Annotated in this window: 50 protein-coding genes; 44 read left to right on the top strand and 6 right to left on the bottom strand. The window is 39.2% G+C overall.

All coding sequences use genetic code 11. The annotated features are described in order from the left end of the window. Nucleotides 1-12 precede the first annotated feature (12 nt). From ACP8HH_RS14140 to ACP8HH_RS14125, 4 genes are all read left to right on the top strand, one after another. Nucleotides 13-117, top strand: a complete 105-nt coding sequence (locus ACP8HH_RS14140; protein WP_438312343.1) for a methionine/alanine import family NSS transporter small subunit — start codon at nucleotides 13-15, stop codon at nucleotides 115-117. A gap of 175 nt (nucleotides 118-292) precedes the next feature. Continuing rightward, nucleotides 293-1252, top strand: a complete 960-nt coding sequence (gene lipA / locus ACP8HH_RS14135) for a lipoyl synthase (protein ID WP_438312340.1) — start codon at nucleotides 293-295, stop codon at nucleotides 1250-1252. A 16-nt stretch (nucleotides 1253-1268) separates the two neighbouring features. After that, nucleotides 1269-1604, top strand: coding sequence for a YutD family protein (locus ACP8HH_RS14130; protein ID WP_438312338.1), 336 nt, complete (start codon nucleotides 1269-1271; stop codon nucleotides 1602-1604). A gap of 77 nt (nucleotides 1605-1681) precedes the next feature. Continuing rightward, the gene (locus ACP8HH_RS14125; protein ID WP_438312337.1) at nucleotides 1682-2131 is read left to right on the top strand and encodes a DUF86 domain-containing protein; all 450 of its coding nucleotides are present in this window, start codon (nucleotides 1682-1684) and stop codon (nucleotides 2129-2131) included. A 392-nt stretch (nucleotides 2132-2523) separates the two neighbouring features. Here ACP8HH_RS14125 and ACP8HH_RS14120 read toward each other — a convergent pair whose 3' ends face one another. Next, nucleotides 2524-2760, bottom strand: coding sequence for a YuzB family protein (locus ACP8HH_RS14120; protein ID WP_438312336.1), 237 nt, complete (start codon nucleotides 2758-2760; stop codon nucleotides 2524-2526). Nucleotides 2761-2900: 140 nt separating this feature from the next. Between ACP8HH_RS14120 and ACP8HH_RS14115 the strand changes: the two genes are divergently transcribed. Next, nucleotides 2901-3968, top strand: coding sequence for an NAD(P)/FAD-dependent oxidoreductase (locus ACP8HH_RS14115; protein ID WP_438312334.1), 1068 nt, complete (start codon nucleotides 2901-2903; stop codon nucleotides 3966-3968). Nucleotides 3969-4034: 66 nt separating this feature from the next. Here the strand turns inward: ACP8HH_RS14115 and ACP8HH_RS14110 are convergent, their stop codons facing one another. The 4 genes from ACP8HH_RS14110 to ACP8HH_RS14095 form a co-directional block, all read right to left on the bottom strand. After that, on the bottom strand, nucleotides 4035-5249 hold the full coding sequence (locus ACP8HH_RS14110; RefSeq protein ID WP_438312332.1) for a tyrosine-type recombinase/integrase: 1215 nt from the start codon (nucleotides 5247-5249) through the stop codon (nucleotides 4035-4037). 38 nt (nucleotides 5250-5287) lie between these two features. After that, nucleotides 5288-5794, bottom strand: coding sequence for an ImmA/IrrE family metallo-endopeptidase (locus ACP8HH_RS14105; protein WP_438312329.1), 507 nt, complete (start codon nucleotides 5792-5794; stop codon nucleotides 5288-5290). An 84-nt stretch (nucleotides 5795-5878) separates the two neighbouring features. Next, complete coding sequence (locus tag ACP8HH_RS14100; protein ID WP_438312326.1) at nucleotides 5879-6409, bottom strand: OB-fold protein; 531 nt, start codon at nucleotides 6407-6409, stop codon at nucleotides 5879-5881. A gap of 59 nt (nucleotides 6410-6468) precedes the next feature. After that, complete coding sequence (locus tag ACP8HH_RS14095; RefSeq protein ID WP_438312324.1) at nucleotides 6469-6831, bottom strand: helix-turn-helix domain-containing protein; 363 nt, start codon at nucleotides 6829-6831, stop codon at nucleotides 6469-6471. A 157-nt stretch (nucleotides 6832-6988) separates the two neighbouring features. Here ACP8HH_RS14095 and ACP8HH_RS14090 point away from each other — a divergent pair, with 157 nt between their 5' ends. From ACP8HH_RS14090 to ACP8HH_RS13935, 32 genes are all read left to right on the top strand, one after another. Further along, the gene (locus ACP8HH_RS14090; protein WP_438312323.1) at nucleotides 6989-7231 is read left to right on the top strand and encodes a helix-turn-helix domain-containing protein; all 243 of its coding nucleotides are present in this window, start codon (nucleotides 6989-6991) and stop codon (nucleotides 7229-7231) included. A 145-nt stretch (nucleotides 7232-7376) separates the two neighbouring features. Continuing rightward, entirely contained in the window at nucleotides 7377-7682 is a 306-nt protein-coding gene (locus tag ACP8HH_RS14085; RefSeq protein WP_438312321.1) for a DNA-binding protein, read from the top strand. A gap of 177 nt (nucleotides 7683-7859) precedes the next feature. Beyond that, the gene (locus ACP8HH_RS14080; protein WP_438312319.1) at nucleotides 7860-8528 is read left to right on the top strand and encodes a Rha family transcriptional regulator; all 669 of its coding nucleotides are present in this window, start codon (nucleotides 7860-7862) and stop codon (nucleotides 8526-8528) included. Nucleotides 8529-8710: 182 nt separating this feature from the next. Beyond that, nucleotides 8711-8983 (top strand): helix-turn-helix domain-containing protein, encoded by a 273-nt coding sequence (locus ACP8HH_RS14075; protein ID WP_438312318.1) that lies wholly within the window; start codon nucleotides 8711-8713, stop codon nucleotides 8981-8983. Nucleotides 8984-8992: 9 nt separating this feature from the next. Then, complete coding sequence (locus ACP8HH_RS14070) at nucleotides 8993-9274, top strand: hypothetical protein (protein WP_438312317.1); 282 nt, start codon at nucleotides 8993-8995, stop codon at nucleotides 9272-9274. Between the two features lie 171 nt (nucleotides 9275-9445). Beyond that, entirely contained in the window at nucleotides 9446-9580 is a 135-nt protein-coding gene (locus ACP8HH_RS14065; protein WP_438312314.1) for a hypothetical protein, read from the top strand. Next, the gene (locus ACP8HH_RS14060) at nucleotides 9577-9873 is read left to right on the top strand and encodes a hypothetical protein (protein WP_438312312.1); all 297 of its coding nucleotides are present in this window, start codon (nucleotides 9577-9579) and stop codon (nucleotides 9871-9873) included. Before ACP8HH_RS14065 ends, ACP8HH_RS14060 begins: the two co-directional genes overlap by 4 nt. A 15-nt stretch (nucleotides 9874-9888) precedes the next feature. Further along, entirely contained in the window at nucleotides 9889-10071 is a 183-nt protein-coding gene (locus ACP8HH_RS14055) for a hypothetical protein (protein WP_438312310.1), read from the top strand. Between the two features lie 183 nt (nucleotides 10072-10254). Next, nucleotides 10255-10563 carry a YopX family protein gene (locus tag ACP8HH_RS14050; protein WP_438312308.1) on the top strand — a complete coding sequence of 103 codons (309 nt, stop codon included), beginning with the start codon at nucleotides 10255-10257 and terminating at the stop codon, nucleotides 10561-10563. Continuing rightward, nucleotides 10560-12545 (top strand): hypothetical protein, encoded by a 1986-nt coding sequence (locus ACP8HH_RS14045; protein WP_438312307.1) that lies wholly within the window; start codon nucleotides 10560-10562, stop codon nucleotides 12543-12545. Before ACP8HH_RS14050 ends, ACP8HH_RS14045 begins: the two co-directional genes overlap by 4 nt. Next, the gene (locus tag ACP8HH_RS14040) at nucleotides 12542-12733 is read left to right on the top strand and encodes a hypothetical protein (RefSeq protein WP_438312305.1); all 192 of its coding nucleotides are present in this window, start codon (nucleotides 12542-12544) and stop codon (nucleotides 12731-12733) included. Before ACP8HH_RS14045 ends, ACP8HH_RS14040 begins: the two co-directional genes overlap by 4 nt. Beyond that, nucleotides 12734-13636, top strand: coding sequence for a recombinase RecT (locus tag ACP8HH_RS14035; RefSeq protein WP_438312302.1), 903 nt, complete (start codon nucleotides 12734-12736; stop codon nucleotides 13634-13636). Further along, nucleotides 13633-14328, top strand: coding sequence for an MBL fold metallo-hydrolase (locus ACP8HH_RS14030; protein WP_438312300.1), 696 nt, complete (start codon nucleotides 13633-13635; stop codon nucleotides 14326-14328). The genes ACP8HH_RS14035 and ACP8HH_RS14030 overlap by 4 nt, the downstream gene beginning before the upstream one ends. Before the next feature lie 18 nt (nucleotides 14329-14346). Continuing rightward, complete coding sequence (locus ACP8HH_RS14025) at nucleotides 14347-15216, top strand: replication protein (RefSeq protein WP_438312297.1); 870 nt, start codon at nucleotides 14347-14349, stop codon at nucleotides 15214-15216. 11 nt (nucleotides 15217-15227) lie between these two features. Next, a complete protein-coding gene (locus tag ACP8HH_RS14020) occupies nucleotides 15228-16079 on the top strand; it encodes an ATP-binding protein (protein ID WP_438312295.1) in 852 nt (283 codons plus the stop codon). Nucleotides 16080-16090: 11 nt separating this feature from the next. Then, nucleotides 16091-16327, top strand: a complete 237-nt coding sequence (locus ACP8HH_RS14015) for a hypothetical protein (RefSeq protein WP_438312293.1) — start codon at nucleotides 16091-16093, stop codon at nucleotides 16325-16327. Further along, on the top strand, nucleotides 16324-16515 hold the full coding sequence (locus ACP8HH_RS14010; RefSeq protein ID WP_438312290.1) for a hypothetical protein: 192 nt from the start codon (nucleotides 16324-16326) through the stop codon (nucleotides 16513-16515). The genes ACP8HH_RS14015 and ACP8HH_RS14010 overlap by 4 nt, the downstream gene beginning before the upstream one ends. After that, the gene (locus ACP8HH_RS14005) at nucleotides 16515-16658 is read left to right on the top strand and encodes a hypothetical protein (RefSeq protein ID WP_438312288.1); all 144 of its coding nucleotides are present in this window, start codon (nucleotides 16515-16517) and stop codon (nucleotides 16656-16658) included. Before ACP8HH_RS14010 ends, ACP8HH_RS14005 begins: the two co-directional genes overlap by 1 nt. Further along, on the top strand, nucleotides 16655-16864 hold the full coding sequence (locus ACP8HH_RS14000) for a hypothetical protein (protein WP_438312286.1): 210 nt from the start codon (nucleotides 16655-16657) through the stop codon (nucleotides 16862-16864). The genes ACP8HH_RS14005 and ACP8HH_RS14000 overlap by 4 nt, the downstream gene beginning before the upstream one ends. Next, nucleotides 16861-17328, top strand: coding sequence for a hypothetical protein (locus ACP8HH_RS13995; RefSeq protein WP_438312283.1), 468 nt, complete (start codon nucleotides 16861-16863; stop codon nucleotides 17326-17328). The genes ACP8HH_RS14000 and ACP8HH_RS13995 overlap by 4 nt, the downstream gene beginning before the upstream one ends. Then, on the top strand, nucleotides 17325-17519 hold the full coding sequence (locus tag ACP8HH_RS13990; RefSeq protein ID WP_438312281.1) for a hypothetical protein: 195 nt from the start codon (nucleotides 17325-17327) through the stop codon (nucleotides 17517-17519). Before ACP8HH_RS13995 ends, ACP8HH_RS13990 begins: the two co-directional genes overlap by 4 nt. Next, nucleotides 17516-17977: a YopX family protein gene (locus tag ACP8HH_RS13985; protein WP_438310865.1), complete on the top strand. Its 462-nt coding sequence runs from the start codon at nucleotides 17516-17518 to the stop codon at nucleotides 17975-17977. Before ACP8HH_RS13990 ends, ACP8HH_RS13985 begins: the two co-directional genes overlap by 4 nt. Continuing rightward, a complete protein-coding gene (gene ssb, locus ACP8HH_RS13980; protein ID WP_438312278.1) occupies nucleotides 17974-18489 on the top strand; it encodes a single-stranded DNA-binding protein in 516 nt (171 codons plus the stop codon). The genes ACP8HH_RS13985 and ssb overlap by 4 nt, the downstream gene beginning before the upstream one ends. 39 nt (nucleotides 18490-18528) lie before the next feature. After that, nucleotides 18529-18780 carry a hypothetical protein gene (locus tag ACP8HH_RS13975; RefSeq protein ID WP_438312276.1) on the top strand — a complete coding sequence of 84 codons (252 nt, stop codon included), beginning with the start codon at nucleotides 18529-18531 and terminating at the stop codon, nucleotides 18778-18780. Then, the gene (locus ACP8HH_RS13970; protein WP_438319186.1) at nucleotides 18780-19283 is read left to right on the top strand and encodes a dUTP diphosphatase; all 504 of its coding nucleotides are present in this window, start codon (nucleotides 18780-18782) and stop codon (nucleotides 19281-19283) included. The genes ACP8HH_RS13975 and ACP8HH_RS13970 overlap by 1 nt, the downstream gene beginning before the upstream one ends. 3 nt (nucleotides 19284-19286) lie before the next feature. Continuing rightward, nucleotides 19287-19499: a hypothetical protein gene (locus tag ACP8HH_RS13965; protein ID WP_438319263.1), complete on the top strand. Its 213-nt coding sequence runs from the start codon at nucleotides 19287-19289 to the stop codon at nucleotides 19497-19499. Next, on the top strand, nucleotides 19447-19641 hold the full coding sequence (locus ACP8HH_RS13960) for a DUF6011 domain-containing protein (protein WP_438312273.1): 195 nt from the start codon (nucleotides 19447-19449) through the stop codon (nucleotides 19639-19641). Before ACP8HH_RS13965 ends, ACP8HH_RS13960 begins: the two co-directional genes overlap by 53 nt. Further along, complete coding sequence (locus ACP8HH_RS13955; protein ID WP_438312270.1) at nucleotides 19638-20276, top strand: hypothetical protein; 639 nt, start codon at nucleotides 19638-19640, stop codon at nucleotides 20274-20276. The genes ACP8HH_RS13960 and ACP8HH_RS13955 overlap by 4 nt, the downstream gene beginning before the upstream one ends. After that, nucleotides 20273-20773: a DUF1064 domain-containing protein gene (locus ACP8HH_RS13950; protein ID WP_438312267.1), complete on the top strand. Its 501-nt coding sequence runs from the start codon at nucleotides 20273-20275 to the stop codon at nucleotides 20771-20773. The genes ACP8HH_RS13955 and ACP8HH_RS13950 overlap by 4 nt, the downstream gene beginning before the upstream one ends. A gap of 186 nt (nucleotides 20774-20959) precedes the next feature. After that, entirely contained in the window at nucleotides 20960-21322 is a 363-nt protein-coding gene (locus tag ACP8HH_RS13945; RefSeq protein WP_438312265.1) for a hypothetical protein, read from the top strand. A gap of 20 nt (nucleotides 21323-21342) precedes the next feature. Continuing rightward, entirely contained in the window at nucleotides 21343-21600 is a 258-nt protein-coding gene (locus ACP8HH_RS13940) for a hypothetical protein (RefSeq protein WP_438312264.1), read from the top strand. A 129-nt stretch (nucleotides 21601-21729) separates the two neighbouring features. Next, nucleotides 21730-21885 (top strand): DUF7167 family protein, encoded by a 156-nt coding sequence (locus tag ACP8HH_RS13935; protein ID WP_438312261.1) that lies wholly within the window; start codon nucleotides 21730-21732, stop codon nucleotides 21883-21885. A gap of 53 nt (nucleotides 21886-21938) precedes the next feature. Here the strand turns inward: ACP8HH_RS13935 and ACP8HH_RS13930 are convergent, their stop codons facing one another. Continuing rightward, on the bottom strand, nucleotides 21939-22154 hold the full coding sequence (locus tag ACP8HH_RS13930) for a hypothetical protein (protein WP_438310850.1): 216 nt from the start codon (nucleotides 22152-22154) through the stop codon (nucleotides 21939-21941). 78 nt (nucleotides 22155-22232) lie between these two features. On the opposite strand from ACP8HH_RS13930, the gene ACP8HH_RS13925 reads away from it, so the two are divergent. The 7 genes from ACP8HH_RS13925 (at nucleotide 22233) to ACP8HH_RS13895 (ending at nucleotide 25779) form a co-directional block, all read left to right on the top strand. Next, the gene (locus ACP8HH_RS13925) at nucleotides 22233-22628 is read left to right on the top strand and encodes a hypothetical protein (protein ID WP_438312258.1); all 396 of its coding nucleotides are present in this window, start codon (nucleotides 22233-22235) and stop codon (nucleotides 22626-22628) included. Then, nucleotides 22625-22789, top strand: a complete 165-nt coding sequence (locus tag ACP8HH_RS13920) for a DUF6877 family protein (RefSeq protein ID WP_438312255.1) — start codon at nucleotides 22625-22627, stop codon at nucleotides 22787-22789. Before ACP8HH_RS13925 ends, ACP8HH_RS13920 begins: the two co-directional genes overlap by 4 nt. A 6-nt stretch (nucleotides 22790-22795) precedes the next feature. Then, nucleotides 22796-23020, top strand: a complete 225-nt coding sequence (locus tag ACP8HH_RS13915) for a hypothetical protein (protein WP_438312254.1) — start codon at nucleotides 22796-22798, stop codon at nucleotides 23018-23020. Nucleotides 23021-23087: 67 nt separating this feature from the next. Further along, on the top strand, nucleotides 23088-23285 hold the full coding sequence (locus ACP8HH_RS13910; protein WP_438312253.1) for an XtrA/YqaO family protein: 198 nt from the start codon (nucleotides 23088-23090) through the stop codon (nucleotides 23283-23285). Further along, on the top strand, nucleotides 23282-24160 hold the full coding sequence (locus tag ACP8HH_RS13905) for a hypothetical protein (protein ID WP_438312251.1): 879 nt from the start codon (nucleotides 23282-23284) through the stop codon (nucleotides 24158-24160). Before ACP8HH_RS13910 ends, ACP8HH_RS13905 begins: the two co-directional genes overlap by 4 nt. A 98-nt stretch (nucleotides 24161-24258) precedes the next feature. Next, a complete protein-coding gene (locus ACP8HH_RS13900; RefSeq protein WP_438312250.1) occupies nucleotides 24259-24765 on the top strand; it encodes a sigma-70 family RNA polymerase sigma factor in 507 nt (168 codons plus the stop codon). 162 nt (nucleotides 24766-24927) lie between these two features. Then, nucleotides 24928-25779, top strand: coding sequence for a hypothetical protein (locus ACP8HH_RS13895; protein WP_438312248.1), 852 nt, complete (start codon nucleotides 24928-24930; stop codon nucleotides 25777-25779). Nucleotides 25780-25831 lie beyond the last annotated feature (52 nt).

Here is a 25831-nt window from a genome sequence, read left to right as displayed (position 1 = left end):
GGGGGATTCAATATGAGTGGTAGTGCGATTTTGATGATGGTTGTCGGAATCCTCATTATTTGGGGAGGCCTTGGAGCAAGTATTGTGCATGCAGTAAAAAAAGAAAGAAGTCGATAAGCGTAGAAAGCACCCAAATGAGCAAAATGGGTGCTTTCTTTTTTTATGAAAATAAAACCGACATATTCCTTATGGCATTCATACTCTGGGTTGTTTGAAAAATATATATATGATACATTAGCTATAGTATGAGAACTGAAAAATCACTAAATATGTTACAACAGCTCAAGTGGAAATGGAGTCGATTGTTGTGTCTTGTAGACCAGAAACAGGAACTAAAAATGAACATATAAAAAAACCAGATTGGCTAAAAATTAAATTGAATACGAACGAAAACTATACGGGTCTTAAGAAAATGATGCGTGAACAAAATTTAAACACAGTTTGTGAAGAAGCTCGTTGCCCAAATATTCATGAATGTTGGGGGGAACGTCGTACTGCAACATTTATGATATTAGGTGCTATCTGTACACGTGCTTGTCGCTTTTGTGCTGTCAAGACAGGATTGCCTAACGAACTCGATACAGCTGAACCGGAACGTGTTGCAGACTCTGTAGCACTTATGAATTTGAAGCATGCAGTTGTTACTGCAGTAGCACGAGATGATCAGAAAGACGGAGGGTCAGCAATTTTCGCTGAAACCATTCGTGCAATACGAAGGAAAAATCCTTTTACTACTGTAGAAGTACTCCCGTCTGATATGGGAGGCGTATATGAAAATCTGGAGCGTTTAATGGATGCAAAACCTGATATTCTAAATCATAATATCGAAACAGTTCGTCGGCTAACCCCGAGAGTCCGAGCCCGTGCAACTTACGATCGTTCCCTTGAATTATTGCTTCGTGCTAAGACTATGCAACCTGATATTCCGACAAAGTCTTCTTTAATGTTGGGTCTGGGTGAAACTCATGAAGAAATTATTGAAACGATGGACGATCTTCGTGCAAATAAGGTAGACATCATGACAATCGGACAATACTTACAACCAACGGTAAAACATTTAAAAGTGGTGAAATACTATTCACCTCAAGAATTTGGTGAGTTAAGAAAGATTGCTATGTCTAAAGGTTTCTCTCACTGTGAAGCAGGTCCACTTGTTCGTTCGAGCTATCATGCAGATGAACAAGTAAATGCAGCTGCCAAGGAAAGACAGCGACAAGGTGAAGTGGAATTAGAAATAGCACTGCAAAGTTGAGTGGCGGTGAAATTAAATGGTAACTCTAGAAAATTGGGAATATGAGCTTATTACAAATTTTCGTGAAGGTTTTGAGGAAGAAGCATTGCATGCACGTTACAGCGATGTTTTACTTAAATATGACTACATACTTGGCGATTGGGGTTATGGTCAGCTACGTTTGAAAGGTTTTTTTGAAGACCAAAATCAAAAAGCCACGTATGAAACGAAAATTAGTACGCTTCAGGACTATTTATATGAATACTGTAATTTTGGATGCGCCTATTTTGTGTTGAAAAAAAATAGACAAATTACAGAGGAAGTAATTATTCTTGATGATAACGATACTAAAGTACCGCTTGAAGATCAATAAGATCTCCAAGCGGTTTTTTCGTTGCTCATTATTATGTTATTATATATATAATACGCAAATGTTATGGAGGGAATTATATGTATTTTATTGATCGTACTAAAGTAAATGAAACACTTGAACATATGGAGGAACTATTGGTCTTGTATGAAGAAAAGAAAGAATGGACAGACGGTTTAACTGATTCTTTAGCACTCTCAAGACTTGCTCATGTAATCGTTGAATCTATTATTGATGTTGGAAATACAATGATTGATGGGTTTATCATGCGTGATCCAGGTGGCTACGAAGATATTATTGACATAATGGATGATGAACAAGTAATTACGAAAGAAATGTCTGAACCACTCAAACGCGTAATCGGCTTACGTAAGATGATTGTTAGAGATTTTAATAATGTCAATATAAATTCAATTGAAACCATATTAAGCGACTCCATGATGGCACTTACTGAATTTCCTGGAAAAGTTCGTTATTATCTTGAAAATGAACTCGGTCCCGTATCGGCATTTTTACCTGAAGTTGAATAAATGTGGACTGTTCTACCTTTATAATAAGAAAATGAATTATATATATTGAACTAAAAAATCCTGTTACTCGCTGATTTCCGTTCCGACCGGACGCGTTCCATTAGCGAAGAATAAAAACCATTCTTCTTAGGGCCACTCGTCGAGCCTCCTCGTCGCGAAAATCACGCTCCTGTGGGGTCTCGACATTCGCGCTGATCCCATTGGAGTGTTTGAGCCGTGGTCAACACGATGTTGATTATGCAGTCGTTGCGACAGGACGTCGCGTACTTAGACTGCGTCTGCACTCCAATCAGCTAAAAATTGTGGGAAAGTTAAGTTCAATATAAATATAAAAAAGCTTTTCGCTATAATACAGGCGAAAAGCTTTTTTTGCTTAAATATGGAAAGCTTTATTAAAAAAGTGGATTATCTTCTATAAATTGATAGATGCGCTCCGTGAGTTCCTCGGGTGTGTCAGCTTGAACGACTTCACCATTTACAATAGCGTATAAAGATTCCGCACATTTGGTACAATAGCTTAAACAGCCATATTCAAGGACATCAAGGTTCGGATCGCGATCCAAAATTTCAAAAGTTTTGTATGAACCATTTGCAAGATTACTTATGCAAAATTCAACTATTGGATTCACGGAAATCACCTCGCTTACAATAAAATCTTACTCTTTTTTCTTGTAAACGTCAATTCATGCGACTCATTGTGAAACATGTCACAAACTGATATAATTAAGGATGAGAAATTAACGGATTTTATGTAGTAAAGGAGATAATTATGAAAAAACTTGTCTTATTAGGTGCCGGTTACGGAAATATGCGTATTTTATTGCGTCTTTTAACAAAGGATTTACCAACAGATGTTGAGATTACACTCATCGATAGAACCCCTTTTCATAGCGTGAAAACAGAGTTTTATGCACTTGCGGTTGGAACAGTATCGGATTCTGTAGTGCGGGTGCCTCTTCCTGTGCATGATCAGTTAAAAGTAATCGGTGGGGAAATTATTGAAATTAATACGGCCGAAAAATGTGTTTTTCTTGACGATGGTCAACAAGTTCCATATGACGAACTTGTAATTGGCCTTGGGTGTCAAGATAATTACCACGATGTATTAGGTGCTGCCGAAAATACCTATAGCATTCAAACAATTGGTAAGTCCCGAATTACATATGAAAAACTGTTAGGTTTGGGCGGTGGAGCTACTGTTGGAATTATAGGGGCGGGGCTTAGCGGAATTGAACTTGCCAGTGAGTTAAGGGAAAGTAGACCTGATTTAAATATTAAATTATTTGATCGCAGTCCGCGCATATTACGAGATTTTCCAGAAAGGCTTAGCAATTATGTAAAGGGATGGTTTGACGAACATAATGTGGATGTCGTATCTAACTCAAACATAACAAAAGTTGAAGAAAATTTACTTTATAATCATGAAGAAACAATACCAGTAGATGCTGTTGTATGGACTGCAGGAATTCGTCCTGTAACTCCGGTTCAAAACATGAAAACCGAAAAAGATGATTCGGGCCGTGTTGTATTAAATATGTATCACCAGCTTCCGGAATATTCAGATGTATATGTAGTCGGTGATTGTGCATCATTGCCGTATGCTCCAAGCGCCCAAGTGGCAGAAGAACAAGCTGAACAGATTGTTAAAATTCTTAGACTCACTTGGAACAATGAGCCACTTCCGGAAACAATGCCTGAGATAAAACTTAAAGGCTTTCTTGGATCACTTGGGAAAAAGCAAGGATTTGCATATCTTGGGGATCGAACTGTCACAGGCCGAATCGCTCGCTTGTTGAAATCCGGAGTTCTTTGGATGTATAAATGGCATAACGGATAAAAAGTCTCAGAAAGGTTGTCGCATCAGCCTTCCTGTGGTGTTTATATAGTAGGATACAGGAAAATATCACATTTCTATCACATTCCCCTTTGGGATTGTTAATTTTAAGATGTCACCGTATCGATTTTTAATCTTTGCGGTAGCATCTTCTTTCATTTTTTCGGTTACGTGTGTGTAGATGTCCATCGTGGTTTTTGAATCTTCATGACCTACCCGATCCATGATTGTTTTTAAATCTACCTGTGCTTCCGTGAGCATCGTAATATGTGTATGCCGTAAAATGTGTGGACCTTCTATTTTGGTGATAGAGGTCTTTTTTATTAGCCGTATAATCCTGTCATAAATAAACCGACTGGAATACGGATAACCATTTTGTCTACAAAAAACGAAATTGCCATCATGAAAATCCTCAATATCTTTACGGGTGCTTAACCTGATTTTATTTTGTATAACTTTATGCCTTTTGAGCATGTTCAAAATTTCTTCATCAATATCAATCGTCCGTATGGACGCCTTTGTTTTCGGTGGGGTGATCTTAAATTTCCGCATGTTATGATCCGGCATATCCATCGTTTTCGTAATACGCAATTCGTTTGAATCATAAAATATGTCCGTCCACTTCAGTGCACATAATTCTCCAACGCGCATACCTGTAAATGCCAACAAGTAAAACCACTCTTTATCAAATTGCAATCCGTCAGTAATGGTTGCTCGCAAAAACTCATCCAATTCATAGCGTTCAAAGTATTTCTCTTCAACAGTCGTATTTTCGATTTCTTCAACTGTTAACACTTTTTTAGGGATGACGACATGCGTTATTGGATTGTCAATCCTCATTTTGTGTTCAACTGCATACCTAAAAATAAAGTTAGCGGTCACTTTCGCGTTTTCCATTAAAGACTTCGACAATTTCTTTTTATTGAGATCCACAAAGATGCTCTGCAATGTCCTTGTGTCGATTTTGGCGATTGGTAACTGTTTTACATACTCGTACAGCGTTTTCAAAGAGGAACGTCTACTACGTAACGTGCTGTCCTTTACACCCGTCAGTGAATACACCTCGAACCATTCTTTGGCGACTTTCTCAAACGTTAAATTTTTATTCTTTTTGCTATCTACTCCGTGATCCTCCTGTCGGTCAATTTCGTCCCTAACCTTTTTCGTAGCGATTCCCTTCGTTCTTGCTCTTCGCCTTACTTGGTTCCTCTTATTCGTCACAGGATCCCTCGGCCCGTCTGCTACGCATTCCCACTTGTCCTTGGATAGTTCAACACATTTCATGCAAGCCCCTCCTATATTTTAATAAATCTCTTGTTATTTTATTGCATCACCTCCTGGAAGAGTTTTAATTGAAATAAATTGGCTCCTATTTGTTGACGCCTTTGTTCCAATCGTATTTTTGCAAATTCATATGAAACATTAAATGTATCCTGTATCACCCATATAACCTCTTGCGGGTCTCTAGGTAACCTTATATCCCTAAGCATGAAAGTTGGAATACATGCATGTAAAGCAAAGCTATCAGCCTTCCATTCTTGGTATTCGCGGAATGGGGGAGGCATGGCGAACTGGTTGCCAGAATGCCATAGGATATGACAAAGTTCGTGACAGAAATCTTGCCATTGTTCTTGTGCACTTAAATTACGATTGATAAATATGTATTGGCGACCTTCAATTTGAATAGCTTCACTGGAGCCGTCAATAGGATAAAGGCCGATGTTTAAACGGTCGGCGATAACGTACATATTAATTTGGTTAGGCACTGTAATATTTATTTTGTTGTACAGCTTTTTTATGTAATCCTCTAAGTAACTGTAGTAATTCATGTTGTCATCTCCTTGAAGGGAATGTGTGTTTGGTTTTATGGTTAAAAGAATGCCCCGCCAATAAAGGAAGGGCTTACGGGAAGTTTATTTAACTTGTGATTTTTTGAGAGAAACTGTGAATAATAGAAAGCCGTCACCTTTTCCGATAACTGTTACATCTTGGCCTTTCGATAGTGCGGCGACTGAATCTGCATCATCTTTCGGGAAATATACTTGAATGCTACCCAATACATCCCCGGTGTCTAACGTGATATACATTGAGTCAAGAATATCTTTTCCGATATCTTTTATTGTGCCGGTAACTTCAAGTTGCTTGCCTTTATATTTTTGATCAGCAGCTATCTCGTTATCGTCGTAAGCGCTGTAAAGATCAACCGCGGAAATCACAATTGCTTCCTCTTTGGGCTTCTCTACTTCAGGTTCTTTCTCTTTCTTCTTTTCTTCTGGTTTTTTATCATCTGCTTTTTCTTGTTCCGGCGCAGATACTGGAATTTTCTCTCCATCTTTTGCTTCATCTTCGCCTTGCACGGCAACAGCCCCGATAATAAATATGACAATCAGCCAAACCCACCACTTCTTATAAAATGGTTTTTTTACTTTTCCCGTCTTCGACAATTAAAACTCCCCCAATCGACATATGTAGAAATATGTGCATTTTAATATGCACATATATATTACCGAGATTTGTTGTCATCATTTTTGATAATGTCCCACATTTTCCGAAGTTTACGAAGGTCATCTTCTTCCGACTTAGGTAATTCTTTATACCAACGATTTAATTCAGGATCATTAATAAAGTTTTGGAATCCTTCCTCATCATGTCCGATTTGATCAGAAGTATTTCTATCTCCAAGAATGTAATCCGCAGAACGGTTTAAAACTTTTGATAGTAATTTAATATCTTCCGAACCTGGTTCTGTATATTCTCTTTCCCAGTTAGATATCACTTGTGGCGAAACATTTACTTTATCCGCTAATTGTTTTTGAGTTAAACGTAAATTCTTTCTTAATTGTTTTATTCGATTACCAACACTCACAAATGACACTCCCTTTACTTAGAATATACCAACTAATAACGGAATTTGATATATAACTAACGGAATTTGAGAATTAGTTAATTAAAAGCATTGACATTAACGTAATTCGTTAGTATAGTATTAATTAACGGATAACGTTAGTGACGGAGGTGAGCAAATGGTTAATCTAAATTTAAAAAAAATACGTCTTGCAAAAGGTGTGACTCAATCCCACTTGGCAAAGAAGTTAAATATAAGCAACATGGCGTACGGGAGAATGGAAAGTGGCGAGACGAAAATGGACGTAGAAAGATTAAAAGTAATTTCTATAGCATTAGGTTTAGAAATCGAAGTTTTTTTTAATGATGAATTAACGGATTCCGTTATTAATGAAATGGAAGTTGAGCAAGAAGTAGTCTGAAAAAACGTCTCACATCCATCAATCAACGTTCGAACGAGCGGAGTACGCCAAAACCTTCTATATGAAGCGAGCGACAGCGAAAGCCAACGTCAAGACCTCGAACTTTAATTGATGGATGTGAAGGAGAAGAGAGGAGAGAACAAACATGCTAACAATGGAGTTTGATTACGAAAAGCTTGCAGAAGCGTTACGTCCGGTGATTCGCGAAGAGATTCAAGTAGTGATGAAAGATACTTCGGCAATTCAAAACCTCCCACCGTTACTTACTCGTGTGGAAATGATGAAGTTGCTTCATATTAGTTCTTGGAAAGCGACCGAGTTGATTGGGAGACCTGATTTCCCTGTATGCAGAGAAGCGGGATTGCTGTTTCCGACAGACATGCTATTCGAATGGATCAAGCGGAACACGCAATGGATTGAGGATAACACGAAATATTTTCAAGCGGGATAAGGGATTCAGAAATCTACTATATAGGAGGTGAGAAGAATGAGTAAATGTACTTTCTGTGGTCGTGAAGATGACCAAGATACAAAAGTTGTCGGCGGATATGAAATCCTTGAATGTTGTACGGATTGTGAAGTTGAAATCAATGAAATTTCTTAATGCCTACTAAAAGGAGGAAGTTCAATGAATCAATTAAAAGTAGTCTTTACTAATGGTCAACTAGTTACAGATAGTCGTGATGTTGCGGAAATGGTAGACCGAGAACATAATGCATTACTCAAAAGTATTCGTAGTTATCTTCAATACCTAACTCAGGGCGGTTTCGCCCGCAGTGAATTCTTCATTGAAAACACGTACCAAGATCCCACCGGACGAACATTACCAAGTTTCTTACTCACGAAAAAGGGTTGTGACATGGTAGCTAACAAAATGACTGGTGAAAAAGGTGTTCTATTCACGGCAACATATGTTACTAGATTTGAAGAAATGGAGAAGACGTTGAATGCACCAAAGGTATTAAGTTCAACGGAGCAGTTGAGGGCATCGATGAGATTGAGCCTTGAAACATCAGAGGATGTAGAGGTCCTAAAAGAAGATGTTGCGTTACTGAAAGAAAAGGTGGAAAACCAAATCACGCTGGATCATGGTGAACAACGCGGCTTGCAGAAAGCGATAGGCCGAAAGGTGTTTGAATGTGCTAAATCAGACGACCACAAGCGGTTGTTGTATCCGGAGTTGCACCGAGAAATCAAGGACAGGTTCGGAGTTACTTCTTATAAGGATGTAAGACGGCAGGATCTGACGGCGGCGATTGGATACGTAAATGCTTGGATACCTAAAAGAGTGGCGTAAAGCGAAGAGGGGCGGGCAAGCCCCTAATAGATTACGAGGTTTTTAATGCGAAGCACTTTCGAGGTTGCAAGGAGGGGTTTCCTGCAAGTTAACTCGTTGTCTCATTAACTATATTACTAGATTCAAATTTAATTACTGTTCAAGTTTTGAACTTGTTCTGATTTAGAACAACGAGGGGGTGAATGAATGTCATGAACTTTGGCCCGTTACTTAAAAAAGCGCGTATTGGTGCAGGATTAAGTCAAGAAGAATTAGCTCCACAAATGTTTTTACCACGAAGTACGATTTCGAAACTGGAAAACGACAAGATGGAAATAAAAGCATCGGATTTAATTAGATGGTTTCAAGAAACACAAGTCCCGGAGGTTGCAGTGGCTTTATTATGCGGCGTAGATGTTATAGCAGTTAGTCAACTTATTACTAGTTTGCTAGGTGGATTTATCAATTTCTTATAGGGGGAAAACATGAAAAGACATTATAAAACAGAAAATTTACCAGAGGCAATCGAAGAAAACAAGAAAGTCATGCACCAATTAGAACATATCGAAATGAACTTTTGGACAAGCAATGTGGATGAGGCGATTAAGCGGACTGTAGATCTTCATTTAGCACTCGTAAAACTCAGTCGAATGCAATCAGCAAAACGTATGGAAAACGCATTCAATGCATTGAATGACGGTTTAGTTGCAAGCGGCATCCGAATTCAAATGATTCAACCCAGTTTTAGACACAAAAAAACCGACTGACATGGTGGTGTCAACCGGTAAACTCGTTAAATCTATTGTAACACATTGACGGAGCTTTGGCTCTCGTCAATAAGTCCGAGATCAAACCTGTATTTCCTCCTAGAAATTAACGGTAAATCTTTATCTCGGACTTATTGATGGGATTCAACCATTAGAAAGGGTGATGACGAAATGAACAAATTAGACAGATTCTTTTTTCCGCCGGAAGACGGAGAAGAACTGCACCCATCAGATGCTTGGTGGTTTTACGCACCACTTGTTGGTGCAGTCGTTTTAACATTATTTATCAAGGTGGTGACGTTATGAACGCGAAGGCAAAACAAGCAATGTTTAATCTGAGGGATGATTTAAAAACATCGGTTCCAACAAATTCGACGATTGTAGTCAATCGATCAGACTTGGAAGCGGTAGTAAAATATCTATTTAACAACGGCGAAGAGTGGAACAATCAAGCGGCACTTGGATACGCAATTGCGGCGGCTGAACGGATTTGGACGAGTGATATTTTCATCAAGCAATTTATTGGTGCTATGGAAATAGAATTTGACGAACGAAATCTTGAAAGTGCTGCTGAATATTATCGGGAATCCGACTACTGAAAGGAGTGAAGAAAATTGAAGCAAGAATCATGGGAATGGGAAGTTCGGTCAATGCAGGAAGGAGATCCATACGTCGTACACACAACAAAAGACGATGCACTCCAAGCGATGACTAACTTCACGGAAACATGGGGTCAAGTAAGTATTTACTCGTTACGTAAGACTGCAAAAATCATTAGATATGAAGATGCAATATAAAAAACCCGCTGTTCAAGCAGCGAGTCGGGGTTCTGATTAATTCTATTACCGCTATTTTAGCGCAGAACCCCTCAAATAACAAGGAGTGGACATGTTATGAGGGAAATTAAGTATCGGGCAAAAGTATTGAATTCTAAAAACTGGATATACAGACAACCTTTTCACATTCGGGGGGTTTGGTATATGTACAACAGTCGGTGGTATGAAGTCCCAATCGTTCACAAGACAATTGGGCAATTTACAGGACTGGAAGACACGAATGGCAAGGAAATTTACGAAGGTGATATCCTTCACTACCTCATTGAAGAATATCCTGGTGGTCATTACAGAGAACGAGAAGAAAAAAGGATTGTTGAGTTCGTTGATGGCTGTTTTTGGCTACTTAGTAAAAACGGTGACGAACCGTTGTATGCGGTTCATGCGGCTGATGACGAATTAAAAATCTTGGGCAATATCTACGAAAATCCTAAACTATTGGAGGAATCGAAATGAAAGAAATTAAATGGATAAACATGAAGCTCAAAAATTTCAAAGGAGCCAAGGACTTAACGATTGACGCAGACGGTTTGAACCTAATTATCTATGGTGACAACGGAACATATAAAACGACCGTTGCGGATGCATTTCATTGGGTACTATTCGGAAAAAGCAGTGAGGATAAAGAACGTTTCGGAATTAAAACACTCCTTGACGGGGAAGTAATCCACCGATTAAATCACGAAGTTGAATTGGAATTAACGGTAAACGGCGAACCGCTAACTCTGAAAAGAATTTACAAAGAAAATTGGGTTAAAAAACGTGGTCAATTAACAGAAGAACAATCAGGCCATGAAACAGATCACTTTGTTGACGGTGTGCCTCTAAGCGCGGGGGCTTACAACAAAAAAGTAGGCGAACTTATCGACCAAAAGACATTTAAACTACTCACGTCACCAACATTTTTTAACGAACAACTTACAGTGGCGGAAAAGCGCGCAACGATTATAGAGGTTGTTGGAAAGGTTGAACAAGACGATGTAATTGCATCAAATCCCGCATTAAAAGACTTGCCAGCAATATTGAAAGGTAAAAAGATTGAGGATATGAAAGCAATTATCGCTTCGAAACGTACACATATTAAAAAAGAAGTAGAGGGTATCCAGCCTCGAATTGACGAGCTACACATGTCGTTGCCAGATAAAGATATCGACGTTCCTTCTATAGAAAAAGAAATTGCAGTCGTCGAGAAGGAACTTGATGAACACGCAACTCAAATCAACAATATTAAAAACGGATCCGCGGTGGTAAGTAAACAACAGGAATTACAACAGATTGAACTGGACTTGAAGACGATCCAAAACGAACTTGAATCCGAGTCCATTGAGCAGGCCACTAAACTTAACGCGAAAATTCAAGAAGAACAATCTAACATAGCGATTTTAAAACGCAAGAAAGATGATGCAGAGCACCGAAATGGCGTGCTAGAAAAAGATATTATCCGGTTTGACGAGACACGTGCAGCACTCCTTGTACGTTGGACGAAGGAAAACGAACGCGCTTATACGCACGAACACGAATCTGGTGGAGTGTGCCCGACTTGCAGCCAATCCTTACCGGTCGAAGAAATTGAAGCGGCAAAAGAAAAGGCGGTTGCATCATTCAACCTAACTAAGGCTACTGAACTAGAAGAAATCAATAGTAGCGGAAGAGCTATTGCGGAAGATAAAACGCAAACGTTAGAACAAATCGAGAAATTAAAAGCGACAGTCGCGTCCTTAGAGCCGCAAATCGACGAGAAAGAAAAAACGGTATCGAAGTTAACAGTAGAGGTAGACAGGCTTAGAACAGGCATTGTAGAAGCCCGACAGGATAAGCGGTATACGGATAAAGTGCAAGAAAAAACGGAAGTCGAAAAGAGCATAGTAACGCTTAAAGAAAACGCACAGAGTGCCGTTACAGACATTGAGAAAGAAGTTGTTGAACTACGTACCAAACGGACTGAACTCAATGCTCAAATTGCACAACAGACAAATGCAGTTACCGCAAAAGAACGCATTGCTGAACTTGAAAAACAGGAAAAAGATTTAGCTATAGCGTTTGAAGAAGCTGAAAAAGGACTTTACCTAATCGACTTGTTCACACGCTCAGAAGTAGACCTACTCGGCGAACGCATTAACGAACATTTCAAGTATGCGAGATTCAAATTGTTCCGTGTCCAACAAAATGGCGGCATTCAAGATGTGTGCGAGGTCACGTATAAGGGCGTTCCGTTTTCTGAGGGATTAAACGACGGCGCTAGGATCAATTCCGGATTAGATATTATCAATACGTTGTCAAAGCACTACGGCATAAGCGTTCCAATAGTTTTTGATAACGCGGAGTCGGTTACAAAATTAATTGATACAAATTCACAACTTATCAGTTTGGTTGTTTCTGAAAAGGACAAGCAGTTGCGGATCGAAAAACAAGTCATTGAAGAGGATGGTGCGGCATGACTTTAAAAGTAAAGGATAGAGTGACGGTTCTTAACAACCAAGGGGATTCGGTAGGAGTAGGAATAATTGTGAACATAAACGAATTCCGTGAGCCGAAGTTTAAATATGCAGTTGATACCGATTTTTACAAAGAAGATTATCTCTTCGTTGGTGAAGAGAATTTATTGAAAATACAGGAGGAATCATAAATGACAAACCAATCAGTAGCAATCATTCAAAAAGACATTACCGACAGCGTGAATAACAATTTAGCAAGGTTACAAGAAGACGGCTTGATTCTTCCTGCTAATTACAACGCTAGTAATGCTTTAAAAAGTGCGTTCTTTAAACTCCAAGATACAAAAGATCGCAGCCAAAAACCCGCGTTAGATGTTTGTACAAGAGAATCAATTGCCAACTCATTGCTCGATATGGTAGTTCAGGGTTTAAGTCCAGCGAAAACACAGTGCTACTTCATTGTTTACGGCGACCAACTACAGTTAAATCGTTCGTACTTTGGCACACAAGCCGTTCTGAAACGCCTAACGAACGTAAAGGACATATGGGCAAACGTAATCTATCAGGATGATGTTTTCGATTACGAAAATGATAGGGGACGCGAAAAATTAGTCGGCCATAAAACGGCATTTGAAAACAGAGATAAAAACATCATTGGAGCGTATGCAGTGATCCAAACGGCGGATGATGAAGAATTACTAACTGTTATGACTCGAAAAGAGTTCGAAGCGTCTTGGAGCCAGTCGAAGACCCAACAAGCAGTACACAAGAAGTTCCCGCAGGAAATGGCGAAACGTACTGTAATTAATCGTGCTGCTAAAGCTTTTATAAACACAAGTGACGACAGCGACCTGCTTGTACAAGCTATTAATAACTCAACCGAAAACGAGTACGACAACGAACGAAAAGAGGTTGGTCCACAAGAAGAAATAAACGAAAAAGCAAATACAGAAGCACTTGATTTTGCACCAGAACCCAAGAAAGAAGTTAACCAAGAAACTGGTGAAATTATCGAACCAGAAGCAGATAAGCAAGATATTTATGTAGAATCAGAACCATTAATAACTGCTGTATCTTCTGGTCCCGGTTGGTGATTATCAAAACTTTAGCAACAGGATCCACAGGTAACTGTTATCTGATTGAAGATGGAGAAACCCGGCTCTTAATTGAGCTGGGGATCACCTTCAAGCGTATTCAACAAGATTTAAACTATGAAACTTCGAAAATATCAGGTTGCTTAATATCCCATAGTCACCAAGATCATTGCAAAGGCGTACAAGGTGCGTTAAACGCTTCAATGGACGTTTACATGTCAAAGGCTACCACGGACGAGATAGGCATAGAGCACAACCGGATTAGACTGTACGAAAACAAGAAACAGTTCAGAGTTGGAACTTTCAATATTTTACCTTTCGATATCAAACATGACGTAGAAAATCACGGCTTTTTGATACAAAGCGACAACGGCAGCAAACTACTTTTCGCGACAGACACGTTTTACGTTAGGTACAAATTTTCGGGAATTACGCATTTAATGATTGAGGCAAATTATTCAGAAGCAATTCTTAATGAAAATATTGAACGTGGAATGATTCATCCAGTACTAGCAAGACGAATTAAAGCATCGCATTTTTCACTGGAGAACGTGCTTGAGTTTTTGAAAGCTAACGATCTATCTAAAATTCAAGAGATCCATTTACTGCATTTAAGCAACAGTAACAGCGATGAAGAAGTGTTTAAAAAATCAGTACAGGCAGCTACTGGAAAACTTGTGTTTATTCCATAGGGAAAAGGGGGTGTAGAAGTGTCGGGCGTACAAACGGAGAACGGATATACAAGAATCGCCAATGAATTGCTCGAACAGATATCAAGGTTCAAATTCAATGGAACTGAATTCAGAATCTTGATGATCGTTTGGAGATACACATACGGATTCAATCGAAAAGGTCACGCTTTATCGACAAGCTTTATTGCAGAAGCGATTGGAATAGATAATTCAAGAGTTAGGAAAGTGTTGAAAAAGCTAATCGATACGAATGTAATTTCAGTTTTGAAAGAAGCAACATTTAATGAATCGAGAGTTCTTTCTTTCAATAAAAATTATAGGAACTGGGGGGTCGAAAGTGACGGGAGGGGTCAAGAAGAACCTCACCCCCCTAAAAGAACACAACCGGAGGGGTCAAATAAGACACAACCCCAGGGGTCTAAAAGAACACAACCCCAGGGGTCTAAAACTACCCCCAAGAAAGACATCTTTAAAGACAGTATTAAAGAAAGTATTAAAGACAACAGACCGTCACCTGTCGTTATTGATAAATCCTTCGGAGAAATCATTTCTTTTTACGAACAAAACGTAGGAATGATTTCACCGCATGTTAGTCAAGAATTAGGTTTCCTAGTTGATGAAAACAATGACGAATTAGTTTTATGTGCATTGAAAAAATCTGTCGAGGTAAAACCTAGTAATTATATTCGTTACATGCAAGGTATTTTAAAAAACTGGAAAAATCATAACGTGAAAACTCTTGAAGACGTTCAAAAAGCGGATGCTCTACCAAGAAAATCAAATGTGCAATCACTGTTTGCTGCTTCACCAGAAACACTGGAACGCCAAAGACAAGATGCAGAAAAATACAAAGATGTTGTGATTGATACTAGCGACTTACCTTACTAGGAGGACGGACTATGCGAAATGTGCAAGAGGTTGACATATGGACAATGCTAGGGAACCCAACACAAGAAAACCTATTCTTCAAGGCACGTCCCGAAATGATTAGTACCGTTTCCGAAGTGCGCATGGACAAAGTTGAATGTCCTAGTTGCAAGGATAAAACACTGGATGCCTGGATTTATAAACAAAGCGGTGATTGGTTACAAGAAAAAGTCTTACCCATTTGTGGCGATTGCCAAAAGATCGCATTCGCAAGTCAGGTAGGAAATTCAATAAAGTCGAAACATCAAAAAGTGGTTGACAAAGATTGGTACTTGATTAGCGACAATGACGACGCAGGATTTAAAAACTTTGAAGCGGAATCCACCGAAACGACTGCTGCTAAAACAAAGGCTATCGACTTTACAAAATCAATAATTGCTGGAGAAATAAAAAACCTTCGACTGTCCGGCACAACCGGAACTGGAAAAACTCATCTTTCCAAAGCGATTGCAAGAACACTAAAACACGAAGGCAAGAGTATTTCATACATCGGAGCAAATGAATTATTCAACAATATCAAAAGCATGTTTGGAAACGACCATGCAAGAGAACGATTCGATAAACAATTCTCGGGTTTCGAAGTCATGATAATCGATGATGTTGGCGTTGAAACTAGCAAAGCAAATGAAGTTTCATGGTCCAGTTCGGAGTGGGTGCGACTAATCGACATGCGAGAAGGTAAATCAACCGTCTACACAACAAACTTTGATGAGAAATCTCTTGCTGGGGTTATCGGGGCTAGAGCTGAATCGCGTATGAGTCAGAATGCAGAATCTATCAAACTTTATACGCCTGATAAGGATTATAGAAAATTATTTTACTAGGAGGAAACCAAATGACAACAAGCATCAACCAAGAAGATTTAGATTTTCTTGAAGAAGCAAAGATTGCTTTGAATGGGAATTTAAGATGGGAAACATACATGAACGAAGACGAAACGCATATTGCATTACGTTACGGTGTGGATCGGGATTGCATATGGATTTACCGATTAAGCAACGAGGTTATGTTTTCTCACAACGTGTTAAATAAAGCACCGAAATTGATAGTTGAAGGAGAGGGATTGGAATGATTAACCACATCATCAACCAACTCATTCTTGTAGCTGGGCAATGGAAAGCTACAGGCCGAAAGGACAAGCAATTAGAACGACAGTTCAGCCATTTACTCAACGAATTACGCTTGGCGGCAGGAACGACACCAGAAGGTGCACTCAACTTGCTACTTCGTGAACTCGGAGAAAAGGAGGTAGCTGCGTAATGAATGAGCGTATCAAGAAAAATCTTATTGCGGAATTAAACTCGTACGGAATCTATGAAACTTTGAAAATGGCAAAACTATCGACGTTGGATATACACGGACTTTCGAGACTTTTGGCGGTTCGGAAAGAGGTGGCATCGTGAGGAAGTGTGAACATTGCGAGAAACCTATTCCTCCTGAAACGGAGCATTACCATCGACAGGAAGATGATGAACATTATTGTATCGAGTGTTTAGAGGAAGTACCAGGCGACCCACTATTCTTTCTTGGTGGTGAATATCTGGGTGACTCGGATCAAATTAGTCACGTTGAATCCTATGACGACGACTATGAGGAAGGTGCGGAATGAGAACTCAACGAAACACCCAATTCAACAACCGACAACATTTTATAAATTACTGCCGAAAAATATCGGCAAATAAATTGGGTGAAACGAATCACATTGGTAGAAGAAAATTCACGGAAATGCTTCGCCAAATGTGGCGCCGACAGGATCACGAAGAAATCGAGAACTTCATTTACAAACTTAGTAAAGCGACGCCGGTGCAACTGGAAGCGAGCCTTAGGAGGTTGAGAGGTCCGAAGAAGCCGGTAGCAAAACACACTGGTATGTATGGGATTTGGAGTTCGGTTAGCAAACAATTCGTTTTCGGTATACAGGAACCAACGAAGAAAAGGGCGAGGGAAAAACTGATTCGAAGAATTGGCAAAAACAGTTTCAAATATCGTTTTGAAGCTAAACAAATTAAGGATTGCGCTGAACATCGAGAAATGTTTAAGGAACCATTGAAATTCAAGGAGGTGGCATCGTGACGGAAAGCTTTTACATTTTTGAAACGCAACATGAACCTACTTGTTGGTCATGCGGTCATTGGGTTTTGGGCGGTGGATGCTCCGAAGCGAACGGTGCTTTAATCCCGACAGAGCACGATCACCATTGCGAAAAATGGGTCAAAGAAGGAACAGTTGGAACGATTTCGGCGGAAATGGAGGTGGCGGAATGAGGGAAATCAAATTTCGTGGAAAATCAGTTTTACCGATTGAGGAACTTGACCAACTAGATACTAGGCATGAAAACGGATGGGTGACAGGGAGCTTAATCACTAATGCCGGTAATCCATTCATTGTTGGTGACTTGGCGGATTGGGACGAGGAATTTATTGCACATGAATTTTGGGCGAAGGTGATTCCGGCAACGGTTGGACAGTACACCGGAGTGAAAGACAGGGACGGTGTGGAGATTTACGAGGGGGATGTTATTCAAACGAACGCCCTCAAAGAAAATGAATTCCGATGGCTTGTAGAGCCGATTGGGTCCGAACATGCAGACGGTGGTAGATATGGTATTTGCGTGAGTTATTACGGAGATGGGGACAATCAATATTTAGATGACGGAATTTTAAAGGGCGAAATAATCGGCAACATTTACGAAAATCCTGAACTGTTGGAGGTTGCAAAATGATTAATCGTGTCGTTTTGGTCGGGCGTTTAACAAAGGATCCAGAATTGAAGTACACGCAAACTGGTATCGCTGTTACACGCTTCACCCTTGCAGTCAACAGAGCATTCAAAAATGCGGCCGGCGAACAGGAAGCGGATTTCGTCAGTTGTGTTGCTTGGAGAAAACAGGCTGAAAATGTTGCAAACTACTTGAAAAAGGGAAGTCTTGCCGGAGTTGACGGCCGTATCCAGACAGGTAGCTTCGAGGGGACGGATGGAAAACGTGTCTACACTACTGAGGTTGTAGCGGATAGCACCCAGTTCCTCGAACCAAGAAGTAGTAACTCGAAAAACGATTCTAGCATTCAATCTAACGGTGGTAATAAGTCGGGGCAGACGAATACACCAAATCAGACGCAAAGCGGTCAGAATCGACAGGGAACGACGAATAATCAGTATTCCAGAACAGACGACGATCCTTTTAATTCAAATCAAGGACCAATCCAAGTAAACGACGATGATTTACCATTTTAAGGAATTAAATCTATGAAACTTTGAAAGTGAGGGGTCGAAGTGGATGAGTGGAAATGGCAGCAGGAAAATGTGAAATTACAAAACGAGATTAAGAGACTGAGAAAAGAGTATGCAGCTTTCAAAGTCTCGTTAATACCAAAAGGGCAAAAAAGAACCGGAGGATTTTTTACTGGGGAAGAATTAGATTTTATTCGTGATAACAACTTAAATCATAACAGGGCATATGTGCTTGCAAATCGTTATGACAACGTGAGGGACGCGCTTATCGAAGTAATGGAGGGGATTTTGTGATTACAGTAAAGGTTAAAAAATTACACAAGGATGCATTTATTCCGACGAAAGCTTATGTCAGTGATGCGGGATTTGATTTACACGCATTAAAAGACGTGCTTGTTGCACCCGGGGAAACGGTCGTCGTAAAAACTGGATTGGCATTTGAAATTCCGGACGGCTTTGAGATGCAAATTAGACCAAGAAGTGGAATCAGTAGTCGTACAAAATTACGGGTCGTTCTTGGAACAATCGACAGTCAGTATCGGGGTGAAGTTGGGGTGATTGTAGATAATATTTCACTAATGATTGACTGGCAAAACTTCGCTAATCACGTCACATTAATCAACGAGTGTCCAGTCGATTACGACGAGGTTGTTCCGTGGGAAACGTACTTAATCAAAAAAGGCGACCGTGTCGCTCAAGCAGTCATTCAAAAGATTCCCCATGTTGTTCTTTACGAAGTCGATGAGTTATCAGAATCAAACCGCGGCGAAAATGGCTTTGGAAGTTCAGGAGTTTAAATAATGATTACCACAATGTTTAGACGTGTCGGCAACGATCGTATTTACATTCATGGGCATTTAAACAATCAAGAAATGGCGGCTTACCAGTTGGAGGGATGGCGTATGCACGTTCCGAGTAAGCCGACGCATAAAAAATCACGAAACGCGCAACAGAATAAACATGGCATTTCGGTCGAGAAAGGGGTTGGATCGCGTGAAATGCAAAAGGTGTAGTAAACCACTGAAAACACTGAAAAGTATCGAAATTGGATATGGTCCCATATGTGTAAAAAAACAAGCGGCTGAGGATGCGGAATTTGAAAGAATCCAGATCACGCTTGATGAAATTGTAGAACCGGAGCAGGTGGCGCAGTGAAGAAATTAAAAGAGTCCGACATGTTCCGTCCGGTAAAAAACTTGTTGGAAGAAAAAATGTTTTGTGATGTGTTTGCAGAAGTTGCGAATTATGACGTTGTCGGCGTAGGAAAAAGCTACGAAATCATTGTTGAAATGAAGCTTAATATGTCATTCCATTTAATCGGACAAGCAATAGACGCGATTGGTGCGGCTGATTATGTATTTGTCGCAATACCGAAAAGAAAGACGGGAATCCACAGAGTTCCGTTTCGCCTGTTACATGAAAAAGGGATTGGGTTAATTGAGGTGGATGGTGACAAAGCAAAGGTGCGGTTTTGGGGAAAGCGCCATAGAAAGAGTAGGAACAATATTCGTCATAGAGTTTTACCACACCACAAATTAACGACCGGTGGGGTGAAAAGTGGCGATGGTCCAACTGAGTATTCCATAACGATAGATCAAATAAAACAATCAATGAGAATCTGGGGTTGGATGACAGTTGATGAAATACTGGATTTAGTACAGACGCATTATGCGAGTCCGAAACCATCCGTTACGGCCACCCTACAGGCGCATTGGAATAACGATTGGTGCGAGACAAAAGTTGAAAACGGTAAAAGGTATTTTAAGTACAAAAAGAAGGTGGCGCAATGAGAAATCCACAAAGGATTCAAAGGTCGTCAAGACGTGCAAGGGTGCCGAAGCAACCAAAACAAGCCCGTCAATACCACTCTAGAAAAGTAGTAATTGACAAAATAGAATTCGATTCATTGACCGAAGCAGCATATTACAAACATTTGAAAAAAGATCCGGCGGTAAAAGATATTGAGGTCCAACCCGTCTACCAAATTATTGATAGTTACGAGGTTACTTGCAAACGATGTAGCGGGACAGGAAAACGTCCTAGTCCTAAAACGGGTAATCCTATAAATTGCACGCTATGTAATGGGAAATCGAAGCGAGAGAAGTCAGGGGCAATCTATACGGCTGACTTCAAGGTTACTTACATTGACGGCTATGAAGAGATAATTGATGTAAAAGGTGGACCTGTTACGAGGGACTTTCCATTGCGGCAAAAACTGTTCGAATTGAAAACCGGGATGGAATTAATTGTAATACGGTTGAAAAATAAGGAATGGGTGAGGGAATGATCACAGTTGAAGACGTAAAATATAAATTTGTCCAATGTGATTCTTGTGCTGAAAACAGAATAAGTTCGGGATTCAAAGTTAAGAAAGTTTCAATCGGATTTGACGACGGCAACCAATCAAGTTCTTTTCGATTGTGCGAAAAGTGTTTTGACCAATTAAAAATCAAATTTTAAGGGAGTGAATTCAATGGAGGTTACAGTAAATGAGCAATTGCAACGCTTTCATCTAGCGTTTTCAGACGGATGGAAATCAATAGTCGGTCATGAAATTAAAGTGGGGAAATACCGATTTTGTGCCACTCCTACTGAAGAACTTATTATAATTTCGGAAATCACGACCGGGGCGAAACTCTTAGAGTTACCAATTAACTTCGGGGTCATGATGACGACAGCAACCAAGGAGGGTGCAATAGAGTTTTTTGAAGGGGTCGGAAAGCAATTGATACCGATTATAAAACGTCATGATTTCGATCAAGAAATCGAGAGGCACAAACAAATAAGTTTAGGGCGATTGGGTGAAATGCCGGCCATTGAAAAAGTCGATATCTAATACTGAAGGGGTGAAACGGTATGGCATATTTTACTATTCCGGTTAATGCACAATCAGCGGATGAACTAGCTCAGAGAATTACAGATAACGAGTCAAGGGGATTCGAACTTGTCAAAACTTTCACACACGAAACAGAAGGAAACGTTTGGAAAAATAGCGGCTATCGGAGTGGCGGACAAGCAGTGCTCAAATATGGCGGTAATGAATCGCGCACAAGTTATTCCGCGGTAATGAGGCGGGATAACTCTGAATACTTAGAGGATAAAAGGAGAGTTTGAATGACAATTATCGCATTTCCGGAAGGTATCGCGGTCATCGTTACAGGTGTGCTGATTACGCTGTCGGGATATGCGTATGGAAGATTGAGCAAGTGAACATTTGACACATTATGCGAAGGAGTGAGGTCGTTGAAGAAACATCATTTCCGTGTATCTATTAGTGCAGGGGATGAACAAGAAGAAATTGTTGAACTCCCAAGTGATATGACAAAGGAGGAAATCGAGAAAGAATTCAAAGAATGGGTCTGGGAACAGTTAGATGCCAATTATTACGAAATTAAGTAGTACGCAGTTCGAAGAAATTGCACAATAAAAAAAGTCCTTAAAAAGGACTGTGATTACTTCCCGAATACGACTAACGCCATTTCAGCGTCTTGGTTTGATATGTCGAATATGGACCGGATGCGCTCAGTAGTCGGTAATTCGCCGTAATCTTCCTGATATCCAGTTATGTAAGCTTTTAACTTAACTTTCAGCGGCGCTTCAACAATTTCAATGAGTGGTTCAGTCATATCAATTTTAGTTCTAGGGTAAATGATAAAGTTTTTCTTCATGGAAACATCCTTTCATAAGGTGTTTATCATCTCATAAAAGTAATTTAGTTGACAGTGGAAAATAAAGGAGCGATTCAATTGACTGAGACAGAGGAAATAAACGATTTAAACAAAGAAATTGCTTTGAAAAGTATTATAAATCACTCGTTGCGGATATTCCCTAAGTGCTTTATTAATCATAGCAACGAAATTATATTAGAGCCGAAAAACAATGTGTATTTTCGTTTAGAAGATGTAAATACGGCATTAGATTTCAAGTGTAAAATGTTCGCTTGGCTATCGAGGCCCATTGCAAAAAGTTTGAATAAATATTGGTCACCCAAAGTACTGAAAAGCTTGAATGAACTACTGGAAACCAATTTCACTAAAGCCGACATGTACCTAATTTATGACGCATTAGGAAATGACATAAACCGAGCGTTATCCATTAAATTTATTGAATCTAACTACGATTTGAAGGTGCTGATTAAATGAATCCGATAAACGAAATATCGAAAATAGCGGATAAAATACCGTTGGAAGCACTACAGGATATACATGCCAGGATTACGGATTGGTTGGCTGGTGGTGGTAAGCATGACGATCCGTATGTGTTTCAGCAGTTGAGGTATGCACAACGGTTCGTGAGGGAGTGATGACGGATGATCCAAGTTAAGGAGAAACAGCGTGTGCTGCTGGATGAGGTTAAGATTAATTGGTTTTTTACGGAGAGGGAAACAGATGTGTTTAGGGCGATGTGGAATGACAGGGAAAACATTGAGACGATTGCGAAGCAGTTGAGGCGTCCAGCGTTGGAAGTCGTGCTCTTGGTTATCGAGCAGGCTGAACTTGAAAATATAAAAGAACGAAGACACGGGCTATTTTAGGTATAAAAAAAGACAGGACTTTCTCCTGCCTCTGACAAGGAAAGTATAACACATAGGAGGGGTCCTGGTGAACAAAGATATTACAATAAATCAAGGTGCATTAATGCTAGGAATTGGTATAATAGACTTACCTGCAAACTGTGTGGTAGTTATTTCGGAGGGTATGGCGAAAGTTAGGGAACTTCCGGAGCATGGTGAGTATAGGATTGTTACGCATCAGGGGAAAGTTAGACGGATGCGGAGGGAAGAGGGGGAAGAGTTTTGAACAAATCATCAAAAGGTAAACCCGGGAGTAGTAACGAGAATGAGGAAGCAGGGGAAGTTGCAAACGAAGCAGCAGCAGTTCCATATACCATAAAAATTAATAATCGCTACAGTTGGTTGATTATTGGTTCAGTTTCCTCGGTAATAATTGTTTCTTTATTCATTATTATCTTTCTTGTTGTTACTGAAAGAAAGTTTGAGATTGATGTAGCAATAATATTAACGACATTATTGGCTTTCTTTTCTATTTTTCTATCATCATTTTTTTATTTTAAAGCTACTGAGCAAAGTAATCAGTTTTACGATAGATCATATAATCATACCCGAGATATTGCAAAAACATTATCAGCGATGGAAGGGAAGTTCGGTGAAGCATTAAAAAATATTGAACATTATAGTACTAGACTCAATGAAAGATTCGATAACTTACCGTTTATTAATAATAGTTTGCAAGAAGATGTATTAGGTGAAGCACAAAAGAATATACAGGAACTTCTTGAAAAAATGGAGGTTGGGGAAGTCTCCAAAGATGAAATTAAAGAATTCGAGGAAAAGTTTTCTCAAATACAAGATGAAAATATAGAATTAAAGAAAAAAATAAATAAAAATAAAAACTTTAGGAATAAGAGGAAATTCACTGATGATTATTACCATGATATTGCACTTGATTTATTGAGTGTATATGGTAAGAGTTTTCTTGACAATATGGATAACATGCAGTTCTCAAAAATGGTAAAAGAAATAGTAAACGAATCATACGATGAGAATTACATCAATAATTTAGTAAATCATGGGATTTTTGATATTGATTCAAGGTTGACAGCTAAGGGTTTAAAGGAATTAAAATTAACCATAAAGTATCTTATGCATATATAAGTCCCCCTGGCCAACCAGAGGACAACGATTGATTACAGCATTGTGCTGTGTCATTTGTTGTCCTTTTTTTGTATTTCAAAATAAGAGGAGTGATTAGCATGTTAAATTGGGCGGATCGGTTAATTCATGAATATATTGGCGGGCGACAAGAATTAAGGAGACGTGCGGATCAATTAGATAGGGATAATCCGATGGAAATGAATGATTTGAAGCAATTCAACAGCATGATTGATTCCATGACTTATTCGCTTGAATGGATGACTACCGGAAGGCAACCAGGAACGTTTCGCGGGGTTGATGAAAAGGCTGTCTATCAGCGTAGGTCGTATGAAAATATTGATTTGATTCCGGATATTGAAATGCAATTGAGGGAAGGGAATGATATTAATAAAAAGCATTTGTTTATGACTAGGGAAGAGAAGGTTATTATGGCGGATATTCTGGCATCTTTTTCTTTACGAGAAAGACAATGCTATATATTGCACATGGCACAAGGTATGAGCTGGTCAAAGATTGCCGAAGAATTAGGCGTAAGCAAGAGTATGGTTCAACAGTCTATACGTCGAGCAAGGAAGAAAATTGACGAAAGAATAAAAGTTTCATGATATGCGGATGATGTGCAAAGTGACCATGGTGAGGGGAACCATTAAAGGAGGGGTGCGTTCGAGCGACAGAACCCCTCCTACAGCCCTTTACATACGAGTGAATATTTAGAGGATTTACACCTTATTTGGCGAATGATGTCAGTGAGGGGGGATTATAAAATTATGAAGTTATATAAAAAGGTTAAAGCTAGACTGCACTTGCTCAACTATAAAAGGAAGTCTTATGTGGAGCTTTCTTTTGACAAAAAAATACCCAGACTTAAATTACATGAGAAATACCGAAAACATGTAATTTGGACTTTGAGGTTTTTGACTCTATTAGGAATAATATCGAGTTTTTTATCTTTTATACCTATAATTGCAGGATTAATAACTTTAACACTTTTAGGGATTCAAACTTTTATCGAAAAAACTACATATCACTACAACAGTTTATACGTTCAGCCTTTGCCAGACTTCGAATACAAACCAGATGAATGGAGGGCCGTTGTTTATGGAGTGCCAACTGAGGAAAAAGTCCCTTTCTTGATAGGCCTCTGTTTTGAAACAGAAGAGTATGCAAATCAGATATTCTCGTTACTTAGAGCATATAATAATAACGAAAATGTTGATTCAGAAAATAACATATGTATTTCCTTAATAATAAAGAATGTTAGCAGCTATTATTTCTTAATTTACCCTAATGATGAGAAAGAAATTATAAAAAGTACTAGAGATCAAATAACTAGTGAAAATAAATTAGAGAAATATGGATTAGAGCATCAACAACTAGTAATGCAGTTAGTTGTTTGCAAAGAGTTCCCATACAAATCAAACACACTTACTAGATTTAGGGAGAATTATAGAGATGGTGAAAGTTATCAGTTATCCGCTTATATATTTGATGATGGAGAGTTACGCGAAATAAAAGAAATCGAACCTATTTATAAAGACACAATTAAAATAAAACGAAAAGAACTACTTGACAAAACGGATATAGAGTACTCTTATTTGAAAGTAGCGGACAAATTTTAGTCTGATAATTCGATGAGAACGGCATCCTCCGGGGTGCTTTTTATATACCTAA

It is taken from the genome of Sporosarcina sp. FA9, from assembly GCF_051550205.1.
In the GTDB taxonomy this organism is placed as follows: domain Bacteria; phylum Bacillota; class Bacilli; order Bacillales_A; family Planococcaceae; genus Sporosarcina.
This window is presented reverse-complemented; position numbering and strand designations above follow the sequence as displayed.